The organism is Rheinheimera muenzenbergensis (assembly GCF_036984005.1).
In the GTDB taxonomy this organism is placed as follows: domain Bacteria; phylum Pseudomonadota; class Gammaproteobacteria; order Enterobacterales; family Alteromonadaceae; genus Alishewanella; species Alishewanella muenzenbergensis.
This window is the reverse complement of sequence record NZ_JALAAR010000019.1, coordinates 1-20,073: the sequence shown is the minus strand read 5'-3', so window position 1 is coordinate 20,073 and position 20,073 is coordinate 1. Positions and strand designations below refer to the sequence as shown.

20 protein-coding genes are annotated in these 20,073 nt (G+C 51.1%); 9 read left to right on the top strand and 11 right to left on the bottom strand.

The window, feature by feature from the left end; translation table 11 throughout:
- Positions 1 to 69: 69 nt before the first annotated feature.
- From MN202_RS17680 to MN202_RS17665, 4 genes are read right to left on the bottom strand one after another with little or no spacing between them, the layout of a single operon-like run.
- Positions 70 to 603, bottom strand: coding sequence for a DUF6843 domain-containing protein (locus MN202_RS17680; protein ID WP_335737467.1), 534 nt, complete (start codon positions 601 to 603; stop codon positions 70 to 72).
- Positions 588 to 1,010, bottom strand: coding sequence for a DUF1240 domain-containing protein (locus tag MN202_RS17675; RefSeq protein WP_335737466.1), 423 nt, complete (start codon positions 1,008 to 1,010; stop codon positions 588 to 590). The genes MN202_RS17680 and MN202_RS17675 overlap by 16 nt, the downstream gene beginning before the upstream one ends.
- 38 nt (positions 1,011 to 1,048) lie before the next feature.
- On the bottom strand, positions 1,049 to 1,294 hold the full coding sequence (locus MN202_RS17670; protein WP_335737465.1) for a Rho-binding antiterminator: 246 nt from the start codon (positions 1,292 to 1,294) through the stop codon (positions 1,049 to 1,051).
- A 9-nt stretch (positions 1,295 to 1,303) separates the two neighbouring features.
- Positions 1,304 to 2,098, bottom strand: a complete 795-nt coding sequence (locus MN202_RS17665; protein WP_335737464.1) for an acyl-CoA thioesterase — start codon at positions 2,096 to 2,098, stop codon at positions 1,304 to 1,306.
- Between the two features lie 169 nt (positions 2,099 to 2,267).
- Here MN202_RS17665 and MN202_RS17660 point away from each other — a divergent pair, with 169 nt between their 5' ends.
- A complete protein-coding gene (locus tag MN202_RS17660; protein WP_335737463.1) occupies positions 2,268 to 3,443 on the top strand; it encodes a nuclease-related domain-containing protein in 1,176 nt (391 codons plus the stop codon).
- A 24-nt stretch (positions 3,444 to 3,467) separates the two neighbouring features.
- Here the strand turns inward: MN202_RS17660 and MN202_RS17655 are convergent, their stop codons facing one another.
- Both MN202_RS17655 and MN202_RS17650 read right to left on the bottom strand, forming a co-directional pair.
- The gene (locus tag MN202_RS17655) at positions 3,468 to 4,196 is read right to left on the bottom strand and encodes a PepSY domain-containing protein (protein ID WP_335737462.1); all 729 of its coding nucleotides are present in this window, start codon (positions 4,194 to 4,196) and stop codon (positions 3,468 to 3,470) included.
- 101 nt (positions 4,197 to 4,297) lie between these two features.
- The gene (locus MN202_RS17650) at positions 4,298 to 4,519 is read right to left on the bottom strand and encodes a hypothetical protein (RefSeq protein WP_335737461.1); all 222 of its coding nucleotides are present in this window, start codon (positions 4,517 to 4,519) and stop codon (positions 4,298 to 4,300) included.
- A 290-nt stretch (positions 4,520 to 4,809) separates the two neighbouring features.
- Between MN202_RS17650 and MN202_RS17645 the strand changes: the two genes are divergently transcribed.
- From MN202_RS17645 to MN202_RS17625, 5 genes are all read left to right on the top strand, one after another.
- The gene (locus MN202_RS17645) at positions 4,810 to 5,598 is read left to right on the top strand and encodes a substrate-binding periplasmic protein (RefSeq protein ID WP_335737460.1); all 789 of its coding nucleotides are present in this window, start codon (positions 4,810 to 4,812) and stop codon (positions 5,596 to 5,598) included.
- Positions 5,599 to 5,741: 143 nt separating this feature from the next.
- Positions 5,742 to 6,389 (top strand): TetR/AcrR family transcriptional regulator, encoded by a 648-nt coding sequence (locus MN202_RS17640; RefSeq protein ID WP_335737459.1) that lies wholly within the window; start codon positions 5,742 to 5,744, stop codon positions 6,387 to 6,389.
- Positions 6,382 to 7,320, top strand: coding sequence for an HlyD family secretion protein (locus tag MN202_RS17635; RefSeq protein ID WP_335737458.1), 939 nt, complete (start codon positions 6,382 to 6,384; stop codon positions 7,318 to 7,320). Before MN202_RS17640 ends, MN202_RS17635 begins: the two co-directional genes overlap by 8 nt.
- Entirely contained in the window at positions 7,317 to 8,249 is a 933-nt protein-coding gene (locus MN202_RS17630) for an ABC transporter ATP-binding protein (protein ID WP_335737457.1), read from the top strand. Before MN202_RS17635 ends, MN202_RS17630 begins: the two co-directional genes overlap by 4 nt.
- On the top strand, positions 8,227 to 9,342 hold the full coding sequence (locus tag MN202_RS17625) for an ABC transporter permease (protein WP_335737456.1): 1,116 nt from the start codon (positions 8,227 to 8,229) through the stop codon (positions 9,340 to 9,342). The genes MN202_RS17630 and MN202_RS17625 overlap by 23 nt, the downstream gene beginning before the upstream one ends.
- Here MN202_RS17625 and MN202_RS17620 read toward each other — a convergent pair.
- Positions 9,339 to 9,641 carry a hypothetical protein gene (locus tag MN202_RS17620; protein ID WP_335737455.1) on the bottom strand — a complete coding sequence of 101 codons (303 nt, stop codon included), beginning with the start codon at positions 9,639 to 9,641 and terminating at the stop codon, positions 9,339 to 9,341. The two genes, MN202_RS17625 and MN202_RS17620, sit on opposite strands and share 4 nt — an antisense overlap.
- Positions 9,642 to 9,784: 143 nt before the next feature.
- Positions 9,785 to 10,300, bottom strand: a complete 516-nt coding sequence (locus MN202_RS17615) for an aldolase/citrate lyase/malate synthase family protein (RefSeq protein WP_335737454.1) — start codon at positions 10,298 to 10,300, stop codon at positions 9,785 to 9,787.
- Positions 10,301 to 10,563: 263 nt separating this feature from the next.
- Here MN202_RS17615 and MN202_RS17610 point away from each other — a divergent pair, with 263 nt between their 5' ends.
- A complete protein-coding gene (locus MN202_RS17610) occupies positions 10,564 to 12,066 on the top strand; it encodes a DUF3612 domain-containing protein (RefSeq protein ID WP_335737453.1) in 1,503 nt (500 codons plus the stop codon).
- Between the two features lie 207 nt (positions 12,067 to 12,273).
- Here the strand turns inward: MN202_RS17610 and MN202_RS17605 are convergent, their stop codons facing one another.
- Genes MN202_RS17605 through MN202_RS17595 form a run of 3 tightly spaced genes read right to left on the bottom strand, consistent with a single transcriptional unit; the run spans position 12,274 to position 14,763 of the window.
- Positions 12,274 to 12,768, bottom strand: a complete 495-nt coding sequence (locus MN202_RS17605; RefSeq protein WP_335737452.1) for a GDYXXLXY domain-containing protein — start codon at positions 12,766 to 12,768, stop codon at positions 12,274 to 12,276.
- Positions 12,765 to 13,805: a DUF4401 domain-containing protein gene (locus MN202_RS17600; protein WP_335737451.1), complete on the bottom strand. Its 1,041-nt coding sequence runs from the start codon at positions 13,803 to 13,805 to the stop codon at positions 12,765 to 12,767. Before MN202_RS17600 ends, MN202_RS17605 begins: the two co-directional genes overlap by 4 nt.
- A complete protein-coding gene (locus MN202_RS17595) occupies positions 13,795 to 14,763 on the bottom strand; it encodes a DUF2157 domain-containing protein (RefSeq protein WP_335737450.1) in 969 nt (322 codons plus the stop codon). The genes MN202_RS17600 and MN202_RS17595 overlap by 11 nt, the downstream gene beginning before the upstream one ends.
- A 147-nt stretch (positions 14,764 to 14,910) precedes the next feature.
- Here MN202_RS17595 and MN202_RS17590 point away from each other — a divergent pair, with 147 nt between their 5' ends.
- Positions 14,911 to 16,980: a M13 family metallopeptidase gene (locus tag MN202_RS17590; protein ID WP_335737449.1), complete on the top strand. Its 2,070-nt coding sequence runs from the start codon at positions 14,911 to 14,913 to the stop codon at positions 16,978 to 16,980.
- 382 nt (positions 16,981 to 17,362) lie between these two features.
- A complete protein-coding gene (gene acnB, locus MN202_RS17585; protein ID WP_335737448.1) occupies positions 17,363 to 19,960 on the top strand; it encodes a bifunctional aconitate hydratase 2/2-methylisocitrate dehydratase in 2,598 nt (865 codons plus the stop codon).
- Positions 19,961 to 20,073 lie beyond the last annotated feature (113 nt).

Genomic DNA, 20,073 nt, shown 5'->3' with positions numbered 1-20,073 from the left:
CTAAAGTTTACTCTGATACTGTCGTAACTGCCAGTTTTGCTGCTTTGTCTCAGTTGGCGCAATACCAGTTCAACATAGCTTGTTGTTCTGAATAAAGCTCTCAATATCAAAGTGGTTTACCTCGTCCAGGATCTGGCTTTTAGTGCCGATATGAAAGCCGCGAAAGTGGATGCTGCACTTCAGCTCTGAGCTGTTGTAAACGCCCGGCCCGCCACCGAAAATGTACGTGGTGTTGTCCTGATACGCGTGCTCCGCATCTATGCTGGTTAACCAGCGAGCGGTTATTTCAGTCAGTTGCTCTGGCGCATTCTGGTAGAAAAAGCGCAGTTTATCGGCGGCAATGGCGCCTTCGCTAATCTTGGCTTGTGTTAGTAATACACCATTTGTTGGTATCAGGTAGCGGCGGGCATCGTGTTGGTACGGCAAAGGCTCGCCGCTGGCTTGATCAAAAATAACGTAAAATGCCCCGACATAATTAGCCGGCAGAATATAGTGCTCAGCCTCGCGCTGCTGTTCAGGGTCGCTGCAGGCGGCAATGAAACAACAGAGTAATACCACTGAGAATTTTAACCCTGGCAATTGTGGGCTCAGGCAGCGGGGCATAACCCAATGTCCTTACTGTAGGTGGTAAATTTTGCGCGACTGCCATAGTGCTCTATCGGGCACTGTTGATAGCCGTGTTGTTTTAATTGCCATAGCAGGTATTGGTTGGCGAAAAAACCACTAAGGGGTAAACCCAAAGTCAGCGCGATAAATACCCAGCTTTGCATCTTACGTGCTTTTACGGCAGCAGCTTTGTTGGTGTAACGTCGTGCAGCAATGCTCATCAGGTGCAACAGTGGCAATAGTAGTGGCAGCAACAAAAATGCGCTGCCGCTTTGAATGTCTACCGCTTCGGCTTGTTGCATCGCAACATAATGCTGTTGAAGCAGCCATAGATAAAACAGCGCAAAAGCTACTGCCAGGGTATGCATTAACAGCAACAGACATGTTTTAAGCAATATAGCCATCTGATTGCACTTTCCTGGTTTTGCTCATGCCAACTAACTTAGTTAAACCGTACTTGCTGCAAATGCGGATTGGCTACCGTGACTTCCAGCAGTGCAATATCATCCAGCACTACCTGCTGCTCAGTATCATTTTGCGTAATGACCAAACACTCTTGTCGCTGGTCGTTATAGCGCGTGGTTAGCGCTGTGCCGCTAAGCACGGCGCCTGAGCTTAGTGTTAGCTTAAGCGGATAACGATACAGGCAGACAATTTCAATATAGTCATGTAAGTCGCATTTCAGCATGAGAGCCTCCTAAGCGAATACGGTAACGGTTTGCCGGCTGATGGCGGCCAGTTTGCCATCCGGTTGCCATAATTTGGCGGCGATATGATGATAGCCGTCGGCGCCGTAGTCTATTTCAGCCAGGTAGCGCCACCAATCAGTGGTATTGAAGGGTAAATCATGGGCGATAAACTCCAACGTCCAGGTCAGTGAGCTGGCTGGTGCCGGTTGATTAAGCAACGTCAGGCTAACCGGCGGCCAGGCGTCAACCAGTGCCAGCAGCTCCAGTATGCCGGCCTGGCTGCTTTCGTTACCGGACATGCGGATATCACCGCCCAGCTGGCGCAGTGGGCTGGCGCTAAACGGCAGTTGACCGTGGGCAATGCGGTAATCAAAGTGGTTGGTAAATTCCGGTGCCGGGCCCTGTTTGGGCAGCGTCAGTGCGCTGTCGGTTGGCCATAGTGGCGCGGTGTCGGCACTAAGTTGATGGGCCGACGGGCGGGCCGCTCCAAAGCTGGCTAGTAACACCAGGGCGATTTGGCCGTCTTGCTCAATATTAACCTGCGCCTGTATTACCGATTTGCCCTGGCGCAATATGCGGCGTTGCACCGTGGCCTGGCCGGCGTTTAACGGTGCAACAAACGACACCGACACCGAACGCAGCGGCATATGTTGCGGTATAACCGGTAGCAAATGCGCCATGGCTAAGGCTGCGGCCATACCGCCAAAAACAGCGCGGCCCTGGCCCCAGGCTGATGGCACAGCAATTGGCATGCTGTCGGGTTTATCTGCACCGAATTGCTGCATTACCTGAGAAAAGTGCATAGCAAAAACTCCTGATCATTTGTTTGGCCGCATTATATCAGCTTGTGTGTGTTTGGCTGGCAATAGGTTAACTTAGCGCTAACTGCACGGCTATAAGTTGGTTAAATTAGTGGGTGTTTATTGCCTGTGTTGCTGCTAGCATAAGGGCTTGGGAGATTAGAGATAAATTATGCAACGGACCTTTTATTTTTTATTGCTCTTAGTTTTGTGGTTACCGCCAGCTAAGGGGCAACAGCAGTATACGGAAGGTGCGTGTATTTTATTACAGCAGCAAGTCGACCGCTTTAGCAACCAAAAGCAAAGTAGCAATTATCGCAATGCAAAAAGCGAATATAATCGATTTTGCGCTAAACCCGTGTCTGCGCTGCAGCTGCAGGCAGCTAAAGCCAGTGTTAGGGCGCCAGTCGCTGATACTGCGCCGGTAAGTACTTCTGCACCGGCTAACGTGACCGCGCCAACTGAAACGGTAGCGCAAACTGATGCTGAATTGAGCAATACTGTGCTGCCAGCTAAGCCCAAGGCTGAACTTAGCGCAGTTAGCCCGCAACCCTTGGCTGAACCTGAGTCTACCAGGCAGTTAGATCTTGCCGCAGAGCAAAATCACGCTGTGTCGGCAGTTAACAGCATTGACGTAAAGCAGGCAAACACGCCGGTTGATAGTACAGTTGCACCTGTAGTGGCAGCACCGGCTGATCATCTCAGCATGCCTAATACAACAAGGCCTGATGAAATCTGGATGTCTATCCTTAGCAGTATTCCGTTGGTTGCGGCGCTCTTGTTCGCATTGTTATTGTTAGTGTTTTTGCTTACTTCCTGGTTTGGCCTTAATTTACCCGGTTTTAAAGGCATATTTGCCGAGTACAAATTAAACCGGCTATTACGCTGGCGTTTGCCGAGAAGCTATCTGCATTTTCGCAAACTGAAGCTACTGACCGAAAAAAACGAGCTGATTGTCGTCGATCATCTGGTATTAAGCCCGTTTGGTGTTTTTGTTATAGCGGTACGTGGTGAGCGCGGGCGTATTTATGGCAGTGAAACCGAGGCAAACTGGCGACGGGAATATTTAGGCAGAAACAAATTATTGATGAACCCACTGCATCAGAATTTCAAAAATACCGAAGCGGTAAAACAATTACTACGGATACTCGCTTATGACGCCAGTGAGCAGCTGCACTCTGTGGTTGCTTTTAGCCGGGTGGCGCAAATAGAAAGCGCGATGCCTGCTAACATTACCTACGTTGATCAGGTATCAGGGTACATTAACCAATTTACCCAGCCTTGCCTGACGGATGAGCAATTTAACCGTTATGCCGCACTGCTAACACAAGCCAGCACAGAGCATTAACGGTTGCTGAAGTGACTTAACTTATCATGATGTTGCGCCGTTAAAATTCTGCCTGCGTCTTTTTGGCCGGTAACGCTGCCACAACAGCAATATGCCGGTCAGGGTAAAGAGTAACGACGCACCTGCTGTTGTAATCAACAATGGGTTGTTAAAGTTACTGCGCTCGTCGTAATCCATAATGTGCAGCATCCAGAAAAAATCGAACCAGCGCCAGCCGTCGGTGCGTACCCTAAGCACGGCCCCGGTGGCCGGATCCAGGTAAAACACGGTGTTGTCGCTGTCGGCAAACTGTAGTTGCCATAGCGGGGTGGGTAACTGGCGAACTTCGGCCGGTGCCTGCTGCAGTAATACCGCCTGGCCCCGGCTACCGTTACCCTGATATTGCGCCAGGGCCAGCTCAGCAATCTGCGACGCTGATAACGCCGTCAATGGCTTGCCGTCAACGGCGCTGTAGCGAAAGCGCTGGCCGGCGTCATCTACCAGATACACCGGCAGCACGCTAAGCCCGTTTGTCTGCATCCTTAATTGCTGGCTAAGGCTAAAGCTGGCGTTCAGGCTATGATTCGCCAGTACCAAGGCCGGGCTGATCAGCGCCTGCTGCCACTGCGCAGAGGGCGTAGTGCGTAAATGCTCACCTCTTACTTGTTCTATCGGTAATATGGCCATCACCAGACCGCTTAAAAACCACAGCAGGATTTGTACAAACAGGATTAAACCCAACCAGTTATGCAGATGACGACACCATTTCAACATAGGATGTTAGCCGTAGCAGGAAATGCGGTTATCTGAACAGAATTTAGCGGATATTGCAAAGCGGCAAAATGCCGCAGTGCCGATCTGGGTCTGCTGTTATCTTAATACTGCCGGCTACGGCGGTTATCACGCACCAGCCACCACAGCAAATAGCCGAAAATAATCAGCGGCAGTAAAGTCACCGCTAATGAAATGCCTACGCCGATAATAGCGCCGAAAATACCAATAATAATGGCAAAAATGGTCGCGGCCATTGCCAGTAAAGAAGGTAAACAGTAAATACCAACGGCAACCAATAAGATAATGACGATAGTTCTGTGCATATATTGATCCTTTTGTCGTAAAGCAGAAGTCTGTCTTTATAAGTTAATCAAACACTATGCCAATATTTAAATTAATAAAAATCAATAACTTAAATTGGTTGCGTGTAAGCTGCTATATCGGCCAGGCTGCGTTTTGGTTTTTTTAACCATTAGTTAGTCATAACGGCCAACAAACAGTAGATTAAAGCTTGTATCGCATCGTGTTCTGTATCAGGCCGTCAGCTAGACAGCAGGCTAACTGCCGACAAAGAGGCTATAGTTTAGGCGTGTCCTTACAGGAGTTGGCGGCTATGGACAGCAAGACTATTTACCGGCAGCGCAGACGGCGCTGGCTTATCTGGCACAGTTATTTTTTACTTGCTGGATTGTTGTTAATGTTGTTTCAGTTACATGCTCAGGCGCTGCGTGTGGCTATTTCGACAGAGGACTACCCACCGTTTTATTATCAACAGGCGGATAAGCTCAGTGGCTTCTCGGTTGAAGTGATGCAGGCAGTAGCGCTGCAGCTTGGGCTAACACTGCGTTGGCAGCGTTTGCCCTGGAACAGAGTGGTGCAGCATGTTGCCAGTGGCAAGGCCGATGTGATTACTGTGCTATATAAAACCGAAAACCGAACTTCACAATTTTACTACAGTGCACAGAGTTATTTGCGTGATCCTATAGTGCTGCTGTGTGCCCAGCCTTGTCCGCTGCAATTTGATGGCAATTTGGCCAGCCTGGCACAGCAGCCGGTGGCGGCTGTGCGGGGGTTTTCTTATGGTGATTTGTTAGACGCTGCAGAATTTAGCAAGGTGGCATTGGTCGAGTCAGACCCGATGCTGTTTAAAATGCTGTCAAACCGGCGCGTGCAACTGGGGATAGCGTCATTACTTACCGCCCGCCATTCTGCCGAATTGCAACAAGCGGCAGATAAGGTAAAGGTGTTGCAGCCACCGCTGGATTTTGTCGATATCTATTTTGCTTTTAGCAGACAAAGCGCGATCACACCGGAATTTGTCGCTAAGTTTGACCAAGCGCTGCAGCGCTACAAAAGCTCTGCTGCTTACACTGCTTTGTTACAGCGTTATCAATTGCACTGAAATACTGCAGCTTCGCTAAGCCGGCCTGACAGTCTTACCTGGTGGCGGTTAATCAACACTGCGCTGGCGGTTAATTAATTTGCTATCACCTGCCAATATTTGCCGCTAGGCTATTAATCATCTGGTTAATTAAGGCAGTTTTTATGGCAAATGCATCCGGACGCCCATTGTCCGCTGACGATACCCAAAGCCGTGAGCGCTTACTGAACGCAGCGCGCGGGCAATTTAGTAAACGCGGCTATGCTGCGACAACTACCCGTGATATTGCCAGGCTGGCCGGTACCAACCCGGCCCTGATCCGTTATTACTTTAATAACAAAGCCGGTTTGTTTCAGGCGGTGTTGCACGAAACTATCCAACCAATGCTGAGCCTGATGCGCTCCGCGCCGCTGCAAAGTGAAAAGCCCGATATGCTGGCGTTGGTACAGCAGTATCATCGCATGATGGCACCGCATCCTGAGTTGCCGCGCATGATATTTCGCGCGTTACACAACCCGGCATCAGCCGAGTATCAGATAGTGAGTGACACCTTCAATGGTGTGATCCGCACAGCGGTTGAACACCTGCTGGCACAACTGGCCAAAAGTGCCGGGCAGGCCAGCGAAACTAAGCGCCAGGCGCTGGTGATCAGTGCTCTGGCATTGGCGGTGTTTCCGTTTTTAATGCCGGATGTAGTACGGCAGATTTTACAGTTCAGTGCAACGCCAGACGAGTTGGCGGCGATAGCCAGCTGCGCAGCGCCACTGTTTGCCACCAAGGTAACCGATACAGCCGGAGGTCAGCGTGGGTAAGTTCATTCTGCTGGCAGTTGCCTGCTGCCTGAGTGCTTGCCAGGGGCAGGAACCCAAAGCTGCCTTTGGCACGGTAGAGCGCGAGGTGCTGCTGGTCAGCACCGCTGTTGATGGCCTGATCACAGAGGTTACTGTGAAAAAAGGTGACCAGGTAAGCGCAGGGCAGCTGTTGCTGCAGCAGGAAACCACAGAGCAGCAGCTGCTACTGACGCAAGTGCAGGCTGAACTTGCCGCTGCGCAAGCGAAACTGGAACTGATGCAACTGGGCAGCCGCACCGAGCAGCGTGAACTGGCTAAAGCTAACCTGGCACGGGCAGAGGCAAAACTGCTTGATGCGCAGCTGACCCAGCAACGTCAGGCAGGGTTATTAACGCAGCAGTTAAATTCACAGGCGGCTGTGCAGCAGGCTGATGCCGCACTAGCAATAGCGCTGGCGGAACAGCGGGCAGCACAGCAGCAGCTGGCTGAAACATTGGCCGGTAACCGGCAGCAGGATATAGCGCAGGCTTCGTGGCAGGTTGCGCAGCTACAAGCCAGAGTAGAACAGTTACAGTGGCAGCTGCAACAAAGCAGTACCTATGCTGGCCGTGACGGTATTATTGATGATGTGCTGCGTTACCGGGGCGAGCGGGTGCAGCCGGGCACTACTTTGATGACACTGGCGGTGTCTGATACGGCCTATGCCAGGGTGTATTTACCTGCCAGCGCGATTGCACACTGGCAGGTTGGGCAGCAGCTGAGTGTCTGGTTACAGGGCCGTGAAACAGCCGTTAATGGTACTGTACGTTATATCAGTACCGAAGCCGCGTTTACACCTCATTTTGCCCTGCATCAGCACGAGCGCAGCCGGCTGGTGTATCTGACCGAAATCAGCCTGGCAGACAATAAAGACCTAATCAGCGGCACGCCGGTACGGATTGAACTGCCATGACTGATATCGTTATTGAAACCCGCGGTCTGACTAAATACTTTGGTGATTACTGCGCGGTAAACAACCTGGACCTGAGTATTCGCCGTGGGGCTATTTATGGCTTTCTCGGGCCGAACGGCTGCGGTAAGTCGACCACTATGCGCTTATTAACCGGGTTATTAACGCCGTGCGCCGGTGAAGTGCGGGTACTTGGCAACGAACTGCCACAGCAAGCTGAAGCGCTGCGGCGCAAAATTGGCTATATGACACAGAAATTTTCGTTATATGACAGCCTGAGTGTAGCGGAGAACCTGCAGTTTGTAGCAAAAATTTATGGCCTGGCAAGACGGCAAAGTCAGCAGCGGATAGCGCAGTTACTGGCGTTGTATCATCTTGAAGACAAGCAACAGGTGCGCGCCGGTGCGTTAAGTGGCGGCCAGAAACAACGCCTGGCGCTGGCCGCTGCTACCTTGCACCAGCCGCCGTTGTTATTGCTGGATGAACCAACGTCGGCCGTTGATCCGGAGAACCGGCGCGAATTCTGGGAACGGTTATTTGATCTCAGCGATGCGGGGACCACAATTTTGGTATCAACGCATTATATGGATGAAGCCGAGCGCTGCCATGGCCTGGCCATTCTTGAGCTTGGGCAAAAACGTGCCGACGCCAGCCCGCAGCAACTAACCCGACAGCTTAAAGCCAGAGTGTTTTTACTGCAGGGCGACAACCTGCGCCAGGTGGGCAAACAGTTGGCACCCTTGCCTGAGGTGATTTCCAGCGCTCAGATTGGTAATACCTTGCGGGTGCTGTTGGCCCCCGGGCTGGCTGAACCACAGCAGTGGTTGCAGCAGCAATTGCCGGGGACTGCGCTGCAGCGGGTAGAGCCGAATCTCGAAGATGTGTTTGTTGCGACAACCGGAGTGGGTTATGCCAAGTCTGCGCAGAATTAATGCGATTATGTTTAAAGAGTTGCGTCAGCTGGCCCGCGACAAAATCACTTTTGCCATGATAGTAATGATACCGCTTATTCAGCTGGTGCTGTTTGGCTATGCCATTAATACCGATGTGCGCCAGGTGCCCTCAGCTGTGGTGGATTTGGCGGGCACAGCACAGAGCCGGCAGCTGATATATGATTTGGAAGCATCACAGGTAGTACAGTTTAGCCACCGCTTTGACAGTGTCGGGCAAGCCGAGCAGGCCATGATCAGTGGCGTTGTGGCCGCCGTGCTGGTAGTGCCGGCTGATTTTCAGCGCCGGCTGGCACTGCGTCAACAAGGTACGCTTAAACAGCCGGTTGCGCAGTGGATAACCGATGGCAGCGATCCGTTGCTAAGCGGCGCGGTCAGTGCGCTTAGTCAGTTACCGCTGACAATGCAGGGGCTCAAAAGTGATAACAGCCCGGACGCAGTTATGCAGGTCGTGCGTTATTTTAACCCGGAGCAGCGTACCGCAGTGAATATAGTGCCGGGGTTAATCGCTGTGATCCTGACGATGACTATGGTGTTGTTTACTTCTGCGGCCGTGGTAAGGGAGCGCGAGCAGGGTAATATGGAATTTCTGATCACTACGCCGATGCAACCGTTGGAACTGATGCTGGGCAAAATCGTACCTTATATTGCTGTGGGTTGTATTCAAACCGGCATCATACTCGGCCTTGGCCATGTGCTATTTGCGGTACCGTTGCCTGCGCACTGGCTGTCACTTCTGGTGGTGACCTTGCTGTTTATTCTGGCCAGCCTGACATTGGGGCTGATTATTTCAACCCGTGCCACCACGCAATTGCAGGCGATGCAGATGACAGTATTTATCTTACTGCCGTCTATATTACTGTCGGGCTTTATGTTTCCTTATGCGGCTATGCCAACGGCGGCGCAGTGGCTGGCTGAAGTGCTGCCCGCGACACACTTTGTGCGACTGATCCGCGCAGTAGTGCTGCGAGATGCCCAGTGGTGGACGCTCAGTTATGATGTAGCTTATCTGGCCGCTTTTACGCTGGTTGGTTTAATTATCGCTACGCTGCGCTTTAAAAAGCGGCTGGATTAATAGCGCTCAGAACCCTGCTGGTAGCAAATACGCCTGTTGTTGATGATTTCGCAGCGTTTTTGTGGCTCTGACCTGGCCGGAGTCAGCGTATCTACCAGTTTTTTTACAATCTTAATGTCCGTTTCTAACCCCATAGCGCCAAACTCAGTGTATGGCTCATGCTCTGCTGCTGTCGACATTAGCGGGCGATCGTTGTCCAACTTCTCGTTAACTCTGTTATCTGCGATCATGCCAATGACGGTACAACCACTCAGTTGCATACCGCCTAACAGTAGAAAACACCTAGTAAGCTTTTTCATTCGGAACCTTAACGCAGTTTTAAACGCCACTAATTACGCACAGTCAATTGTACCTCGTTTGGCCTAAAGCTAAACATTAAGTTTCACTGTGGTAAATAAAAAGGTGAATGCCAGGCAGCCGGCGCTGCCTGGTTGGGCTGGCGTTATGCCAGTGAGTATGGCAAGCCATCTTTGCAGGTAAATTGCTTATTGCCTTTGTGGGTGCAGCTAACCTGGCGGCCGCTAATCATGCTAAACCAAATGCTGTCAGGCGCTGAGGTTTGCAGCTGAATATCGTCGATGCTGGCTTTGTCCTGGCAGCCGTTAATACCACTGCGGTTTAAAATCAGCTCGACATGGCGGCCATTGTTATTTAGCACAATAGAGCAGGGTGCTTCGCGGTGGCCACTTAAGGCAACAAACTGTGCCGGGTTTTGTAAGCCGCTGGTACTGCCATCGGCAAAAAACGCCAGCAATTGCTGGTAGTACACCACATAACTGCATACTTCTTTGTGCGAACCTTGCTGTAGCGGAAAGGTTTTGTCTAAAAAGCCTTTAGAGTAATCCATTACCTGCTTAACATGACGCTGGTTCAGCTCGTTAATCACGCTAAGCTCGGTCGCCATCCAGGCAGTGTGGCTCTGTGATGGTGTGCTGTGTTGTTGGGCCAGTGTTGTCATGATGTCATCCTCGTCTCTTGTGATCTCTTGTTGCCGGTAATTGTGTATAGCTTTGGTCCGCAATTCCTACTGTGCTCGCCACAGCAACTCGGTGCCGCTTACGCTTTCGCTCAGACACTCTGTGGCTGCGCTATCAGGATTCCGGACCGTCGTCTCTGCCGCGTCTGTCAGAACACAGACCAGTTGCTATCGGTTAAAAACTAGTCTAGGCTAAAAATCAGCATAATTTCACAATAAAAATTTTACAGTGTGAATTTTACAAAATGAAACTAAACAAAAGCCTGCTGCGTAAATCACATTTCCTTGGCACCAAGATAAGAAACTTGCGTAAACGCAATAACTTAACCATGGAAGACTTGTCTACCCGCTGTATTAGGGTTAACCCGGAATATGCGCCGTCGGTGTCGTATCTATCGATGATCGAGCGTGGCAAACGTACGCCAGGCATAGAAATGCTGGAAGTGATTGCCGAGGTTTTTCAAAAAGATATTGACTGGTTTTTGGATGGTGAAGATGCCGGTGAAGATTTAACACCACAAAAGGGCAGCAAGGGCGGCATTAATGGCATGGCGCTGGAGCCGGGCTTTTTGTTTTCCAATGATATATTGCAAATTGCCATACCGGAGATGCTGTCGCAAACCGGTACCAGTGGTAAGCAGTTTGCCCAGTTACTGATCCGTGCGCATCAGGAACATCAGCAAAACCACTTTCCGGAACTGGAGCGGGCAGCCGAAGACGTAGGTCAAAAACAGATGCCGCTGGGTGTTGACGACTTGCTGGCGATTGTAAAGCGGTTTGGACTGCAGATCAGTTGGTTTACTGAAGCGCCAAAAGAGCTGCTGGATGAGCTCGGTGTGTTGTCAAAAAATGTGTCGACCTCATTTTTTACCCCGCCCAATACTTTGCATTTAAACAGCTTATTACAACAGTTTCCCACGCGGTTAAAGTATGAGCTGGCCGTGCATATTGGCCATGCTGTGCTGCACAATAAAGATGGCGTTAAAAGCAGCATGACGGTAGGTGGGGCGCACGATGACGAGTTGTCGAGTTCGACAGCGGTGCAACCGCAAGACATTTTGCATGCCTGGCGTGACTTTGAATCAAGCTTTTTTGCCGGTGCATTACTGTGTCCCAAGCTACCGTTTCGGCAGTTACTGGACAGAAATGGCTATGAGATCAGCACGCATAATCAAGCCGGGGTATCAGCATCGGTAGCCATGCGCCGCATGACAGCCGTGTCGCCTTATACGCACTGGCATTATTTTGATGCCTATACGCCGGGAAAATTAAAAGCGGTGTATCGCGGCAATGGCATACCGCTGCCCTGGGGCAATATGCGTCAGGTTGAAGATCCGTGCCAGCACTGGGCGGTGTTTCGGATGTTTGATGTCGATGGCGTAGCCAGCAGCGCGCAATTGTCTTTGCTGGATGTAAACGGCACGCCGCGTATCTATTGTTGTGAATCAACAAAAGTGGCCGATTTGGCCGGCAATGCCCATGTACTGTGTGCTGGTATCGATTTAAACCCTGCACTGCTGGCGCAGGGAGTTGATGCTGACAGTATGGCGCAGGAGCTAAAGCAGTTATGTGTCGGCAGCAGCGGTGGTGCTAAGGTGCCGAAAACGATACAAACGGCGCTTACAAGCGTGGCGAATATCCTGAATATTAATTGGGTGGCGCGCAGCTTACAAAAGCCGGCGCAGCTGATTTGCGCCCGCGGTAACAGCTGCCCGCGCAAACCCAGCTGTTATCAGTGTAACTTGTAGAGTTTTGATAAATTACAGGGGCTTCAAACCGGTTTACCCACACCAACACGCCGTAAATACATCCCTGTAGGCTCGATTATAAACTTCATCCATGAAGTTTATCCGGTGGACCAGCTTCGCTGTTCAAATTCGCTCCCGGCGAATTTGTCGGCCATCCTGGCCTGCAACGGTTGGCTTAGGGTAATCCGGTTCTCGCTGGATGCAGGTTCAGCGCGCATTCTCGCCCAGCAACTGCAGGTTCTCGTCCAGCAATGCTGTCAGCAGTGCTTTGCCGCTGCTATCCACCTTAAACCGGCCATAGCGCGCTGGTTCGTACAACTTAGCGCTGCCCTCGGTAAAGAAAAATGCATTTGGGCCAACGCTATAAATGCCATCGCGCTGGCGCAATAACAGGCCAATTTTGTCTTGTTGTTGTGGCAGCTGATGACTCAGGCTATGAAAACGGGCAACACCTTGCTCGGTGAGCGTAAGCCAGACATAGCGATGCCGGGCGACATCGTCTGGCAGCGCACGATCAATGGTAAAAGCCAATGCCATATAGTCGCCCTGCATAATAGAGCGCGGATCAACCGGCGCCAGTTCAATCAGTACGGTTTGCCCTGTGGCCAGGGTGTGTTCAAAACGCCAGATTGCCAGCGCGCTGGCAGCCAGTATTAATAGTACGGCGACGCCGATGGCCAGTTGAGTCAGTCGTGGGCTCATAGCAACCTCCGCTGATAACGTTGCAGTAATAGCCAGGCGGCCAACACCAGTAAGCCGGACAGCGCCAACAGGCCAGATTTATACAGCAGGTTTAATTCTAAACTGTAATAAAACTGGCTGATAGCACACAGCATGCTTAGCAGACAAAGCGCATACCAACGATAATTGCAGCCGTAAAAACAAGCCAGCATAAGCGCCGTACTGACTAACATACCGGATGCCGGGTACAGCAAGAAGCACAGCAGGCTGGTAATACTAAGCAGGGCCAGCCTGCTGGGTACTGTCGCCTGGCGGCTTAGCCAGAACACCGTACTAATTAATATTATGCTGCCAAGCGCACTGTGCAGGCTGCGGGCAGTTGCTAATTTGTCATCCAGCCAGTTGCTGCTGTCAATCAGTAGCAGACACTGACCAAATAACGTCAGGCCCAGTGCAGTAAGTGTGCTGACTTCCAGCAGGCTTTTAATACGGCGGGCGTGTGTTAGCCCTGCCCAACGTGGCCGGTTGCACCATAAGTACACCGCTGCTGCAGCCAGTGCTGAACTGACAACGGCAATGGCTGGCGCAGAGTGAATTAGCGACAATAAGCAGCTATAGGCGATGAGCAGGCTGACGCGTTGATGCAGCTGGTTTAACGGACTACATAACAGCAGGAAACTGCTCAGTGCACAGGCGTAACGTGCTAGTTCGTCATGCCGGTCAAACAGGTGATACACGGCATACACCAGCAAGCCCTGGCCGGCCAGCGCTATCGCCACCGACATTTGCTGCATAAATTCCTGCGGTTTAGTGGCCAGCCAGATAGCTGCGATAAGCAAGATGGCGGCAGCAATCAGCCGCCCGGCATTGTTGTCGGCTAAAGCCAGCAGTGGGCCGATAAAAGAGCTGATAATGAGTATCGAAGCTATCCAGGCGGCAAAAGCCAATAACAGTTGCAGCCACCAGGGACTGCTGGCCTGCGTTAGCTGTTGGGCGGTGTCGGCTGTAATAATGTCAGCCTGCTGCAACTGGCTGATTAACGCCTTGTTATTGGTCATGCTGCGCCTCCTGCAACAACTTTTTCAGCCATACAGCGGCAGCCGCGCTGCTGCCAATAACATACAGGGCCAGTAAGTTAACCAGCATAAAGCCATCAGCACCGTCCATAAGCCGGCTTAGCATTGCGGTGCTGACAGCGATGGCGCTAAACAGCACTAAAGCAAAGATCAGCAGATCAGGCTGCAGGCGGAAATACCACAGCGCCAAAACACCGGCGGTTAGCAGATAACTTAGTAAATTTAACTGGTAATTGCTTTCCCACACTCCCAGGATGCCGGCAAAAGTTAGCGGCGCAAGCAGTGTCAGCGCAGCCAGCCACAGTAGCGGCTTGTGCTGTGTTACCCCCAGACGGCGCAGCGCAAACTCGGCAAAAAGCAACCACAGCAGGTTGGCTAAACTAGCGAACAACAGTAGCTGGGCATGATTAAGCGACCAAAATCCGGCGTTGCTGTCCAGATAACGCCACAGCGCAAGCTGCAGTAGCACAAACCACAGCAGATAACTGGCGCGGCTTTTACTCAGCAATACCAGCGGGCTAATAAGCGCCGCCCAGCCGGCGAATAACTGCCAGATATCGGCACCGGTCTGGTAAGTCTGGCCAATTAACGCCAGTAAGGCGCCGGTTAATATGGCGCAAGTGAATAAAGCCGCACGCCTTTGCAAACTATCGCTTGCACTCACGACAGCAATACCGCCACTTAACAGTACTGCGGTACCGGCCAGAGCCATTTTCGCCAGGTAATGCAGCAGCGGCCAGTTATAGGCAAAAAAGAAAATAACAGCACTGCATAGCAACATGACTGCTGCTAACAGCAACAGCCGGTTAGCTTGAGCTAACCAGTCGGTTGTCACAGCTTGCAGCTTAACTTGCTCTGCTGCCTGCTGTAATTGCTGCGATGTAAGTTGCTGTTGCTCTGCCCAGTGTAGCAACTGATTTGCATGGCGCAGGTTATCCATAAGCGTCTGTGTATTGCGATTAAGTAACTAGCATCATAGCGTTTTTATAACTTGTTACAACTTCGTGTTGTTGCTGGTTTGGCATCAAAGCGACAACAGAGTAGTATGGTAAGGCGTAACATATGTAACCCAAACAGGATAACAATAATGAAAAAGCTTACCTTAGCCGCCGCCTCGGTCGCGCTGGCACTTGGCCTTACGGCGTGTAACAAACAGGACACCACAGCAACGCCAACTCCGGCAGTGGCAGCAGTAAAAGCGCCGCTGGTATCGGGTGTTGATAGCCAGTACTTTGACCCGGCAGTCAAATTTTCAGAAGATTTCTTTATGGCCATCAACGGTAAGTGGCTGGCCGAAACGGAGATCCCGTCTGACAAAGCTTCGTACGGCTCTTTCCACGTACTGGCGGATAATTCGCAAAAAGCAGTAAAGGCGATTATTGATGAAGTATCAGCCCGCACTGACTTAAAAGCTGGCTCTGACGAGCAAAAACTGGGTAGCTTTTACAACAGCTTTATGGACGAAGCCACGATTGAAAAGCTGGGGTTAACCCCGCTGACACCGCAATTAGATGCTATTAAAGCTGTAACGGACAAAGCACAATTGCCGGCGTTATTTGCCCGCTTGCAGCGCGATGGTGTGGGCATTCCATTTGGCTGGTTTGTAAACAACGATGCGAAAAACTCGACCGAATATGCGGTGTATTTAGGTCAGGGCGGTTTAGGCCTGCCAGACCGCGATTACTATTTTAAAGACGATGAAGCGTCACAGAAAATTCTGACGGCGTATCAGCAATACTTAAAAGATATGTTCAGCCTGGCAGGTTATGCCGATGCTGAAGCGGCGGCACAGCGCGTATTCGCGTTGGAGAAAGCCCTGGCCGAGCATCACTGGACACGTTTAGAAAGCCGCAATGCCGATAAAACTTACAATAAAATGTCAGCGGCAGATTTAAATGCCAGCATGGGTTCCTTTGACTGGGCAGGCTTTGCCGCCGGGGTAAAACTGGCCGGTGTCAGCGACATTATTGTGCGTCAGCCAAGTTATTTCGAAGGTTTTGCTAAGGTATTGCAAGCTACTGATCTGCAAAGCTGGCAGGATTACCTGAGCATGAAGACCATTCATGGTTATGCCGACAAGCTAAGCAGCAATTTTGCTGAGCGCCGTTTTGCGTTCTACGGTACAACCCTTAGCGGTATTCAGGAGCAGCAACCACGTTGGAAACGCGCAGTAGATGCATCAGATGAGGTATTGGGTGAGCTTACGGGCAAACTGTATGTCGAGCGTCACTTTAAGCCAGAAGCTAAAGCGCGGATGGAGCAGCTAGTCGCCAATTTGATCAAGGCTTATGAGTTGTCCATTAATGAATTAGAGTGGATGACCGCTGAAACTAAGGTTGCCGCGCAGGACAAACTAAGCAAGTTTACGCCGAAAATCGGTTATCCGGACAAATGGAAAGACTACAGCAAGCTGGAAATTAAAGCCGATGATTTAGTGGGTAACTTCGTCCGTGCCAGCCATTGGGGTTACGACGAAATGGTCGCCAAGCTGGGTAAGCCAATCGACAAGAGCGAATGGTTTATGACGCCGCAAACGGTTAACGCTTACTACAACCCGGTGAATAACGAGATCGTATTCCCGGCTGCTATTTTGCAACCGCCGTTCTTTAACATGGATGCGGATGACGCGGTAAACTACGGTGGTATCGGTGGTGTTATCGGCCACGAAATCGGCCACGGTTTTGACGATCAGGGCGCGAAATATGACGGTAACGGCAATCTGCGTAACTGGTGGACAGAGCAGGACAAAGGTCAGTTCCAGGCCCGTGGCGCCAAGTTAATTGGCCAATACAACAAGTTCGAGCCACTGCCAGGCGTTAACGTAAATGGTGCGGTAGCACTGGGCGAAAACATTGGTGACTTAGGCGGTATGACGGTGGCACTAAAAGCCTATCAGTTGTCGCTGGACGGCAAAGAAGCACCGGTACTGGATGGCTTCACGGGTGAGCAACGTTTCTTTATCAGCTGGGCGCAGGTATGGCGTACTAAGTTCCGTGAAGAGGCGCTGCGTCGTCAGTTAAGTACTGGCCCGCATTCTCCGGCGCATTACCGCGTTATTGGTGTATTGCCGAATATCCCGCAGTTTTACACGGCCTTTGATATTAAAGAAGGCGATGCGATGTATTTACCGCCGGAGCAGCGCGTTAAGATCTGGTAATCTCTGGATAATAAAAATCTGCTACACTGCACAGGCTGAGTAGGTGACTACTCAGCCTGTTGTTTTTACAGCTTAGCCCGCCGGTTGCAATTCCCGCCCTGGCTCGTCACAGCAACTCGCCCTAATGCCTACGGCAGGGCTCAGACACTCTGTGACGCCCAGTTCGGGATTCCAACCTCTGTTGGGTTGGCGAGGTCTGACCACTATAACAAAGAATATATAACTCCGGGTTTTGTATTCACGAAATTTATAACCACTATAACCTGGGTGGTTAACAGCCGGATGTCAATCTGGCCCGAATTTTCATATAATTACGCCCATTCATTCTGTTGAATGACGCTGCAGTGGCAAGACTGCAGCCAACGACCAAGAGGATCATACTGTGCTACAACAATATCGCGAACATGTGGCCGAGCGCGCTGCGCAAGGTATCCCACCAAAACCACTCAATGCTGAGCAGGTAGCCGCTTTAGTTGAACTGTTAAAAAACCCGCCAAAAGGCGAAGAAGACACCTTAGTTGACTTGCTGGTAAACCGTGTACCACCAGGTGTAGACGAAGCGGCCTATGTCAAAGCCGGCTTTTTAGCCGCGCTGGCCAAAGGTGAAGCCAGCTGCAGTTTAATCAGCGCTGAGCGTGCTACAGAATTGTTAGGCACTATGATGGGCGGTTACAACATTGAGCCGCTGATCAGCCTGTTAGACGATGCTAAGCTGGCGCCTATTGCAGCTAAAGCGCTGTCACACACCTTATTAATTTTCGATGCCTTCCATGATGTTACCGAAAAAGCCGATGCCGGTAATGCTCATGCTAAACAAGTACTGCAAAGCTGGGCGGATGCCGAGTGGTTTGAAGCCAAGCCAGCTTTAGCAGAAAAAATTACCGTTACCGTGTTTAAAGTGTCGGGCGAAACCAACACTGATGACTTATCACCGGCACCAGATGCCTGGTCACGCCCGGACATTCCACTGCACGCCTTAGCGATGCTGAAAAATGCCCGTGAAGGCATTAACCCGGATCAGCCGGGTACTGTGGGCCCGATCAAGCAGCTGGACGAGCTGAATAAAAAAGGCTTCCCGCTGGCTTATGTTGGTGACGTAGTGGGTACCGGTTCATCACGTAAATCGGCGACTAACTCAGTGCTGTGGTTTATGGGTGACGATATTCCTTACGTGCCAAACAAGCGCGGTGGTGGCTTTGTACTGGGCGGTAAAATTGCGCCTATCTTCTTTAATACCATGGAAGACTCTGGCGCACTGCCAATTGAAGTGGACGTATCTAAGCTGGAAATGGGCGATGTGATCGATATTCTGCCATTTGAAGGCAAGGTAGTACGTCATGGCAGCGGCGAAGTACTGGCCGAGTTCAGCCTGGCAACCGATGTATTAATTGACGAAGTGCGTGCCGGTGGCCGTATTCCGTTAATCATTGGCCGTGGTTTAACTGACCGTGCCCGTGAATTTTTAGGCCTGGATCATTCAGACAAATTCCGCCGGCCACAAGCCAAAGCGGACTCTGGCAAAGGCTTTACGCTGGCGCAAAAAATGGTGGGTAAAGCCTGCGGCGTCAAAGGTGTTCGCCCGGGTACTTACTGTGAACCAAAAATGACTACTGTGGGCTCGCAGGATACTACCGGCCCGATGACGCGTGACGAGTTAAAAGACTTAGCCTGTTTAGGCTTCTCTGCCGACTTAACCATGCAGTCATTCTGTCACACTGCAGCGTATCCGAAGCCGGTTGATGTTGATACTCACCACACGCTGCCGGATTTCATCATGAACCGCGGCGGTGTCTCACTGCGTCCGGGCGATGGTATTATCCACAGCTGGTTAAACCGTATGTTACTGCCTGATACCGTTGGTACCGGTGGTGACTCGCACACCCGTTTCCCAATTGGTATTTCATTCCCGGCCGGTTCTGGCCTGGTAGCCTTTGCTGCTGCCACCGGCGTTATGCCACTGGATATGCCTGAGTCGGTACTGGTGCGCTTTAAAGGCGAAATGCAGCCAGGTATTACCCTGCGCGACTTAGTACATGCTATTCCGTACGCGGCGATCCAAAAAGGCTTATTAACCGTTGATAAGAAAGGCAAGAAGAACATCTTCTCTGGCCGTATCCTGGAAATCGAAGGCTTACCACACTTAACGGTTGAGCAGGCGTTTGAGTTATCTGATGCCTCGGCAGAGCGTTCAGCGGCAGGTTGTACTATCAAGCTGTCACAAGAGTCTATCGCTGAGTACTTAGAATCAAACATCGTAATGCTGAAATGGATGATCGCCGAAGGTTACGGCGATGTACGTACCATTGAGCGTCGTATCAATGCGATGCAGGCCTGGCTGAAAGATCCGCAGCTGATGTCTGCCGATGCTGATGCTGAATACACAGAAGTGATTGAAATTGACCTGGCCGATATTAAAGAGCCGGTATTGTGTGCACCGAATGATCCGGACGATGCACGTTTACTGTCTGAAGTTGCCGGCGACAAGATTGATGAAGTCTTTATCGGTTCTTGTATGACTAACATCGGCCACTTCCGTGCTGCCGGTAAGTTACTGGATAAATACAAAGGCCAGCTGCCAACCCGTCTGTGGATTGCACCACCAACCAAGATGGACCAGGCTCAGTTAACTGAAGAAGGTTACTACAGCATTTTTGGTAAAGTCGGTGCCCGCACTGAAATGCCAGGCTGTTCGCTGTGTATGGGTAACCAGGCGCGCGTTGCAGAAAACTCAACGGTAGTGTCTACCTCTACCCGTAACTTCCCTAACCGTTTAGGTCAGGGCGCTAACGTGTACTTAGCCTCAGCCGAGCTGGCAGCAGTAGCGTCTATTATCGGTAAGTTACCCACGGTAGCCGAGTATCTGGAATACGCTAAGCAAATCGACGCCACGGCGGCCGATACTTACCGTTACCTGAACTTCCACCGCATGGAGCAGTACACCAAAAAAGCGGATAACGTGATTATCCAGCAAGCGGTTTAAGTACTAACTTACTGTGCAAAAGGCCTGCAACTGCAGTAATGCCGATCAGATAAGAATTTTTCAGATCAGTTGACCGATCCAGAGGCTGGTATATAAAGGCCTACAGAATAACT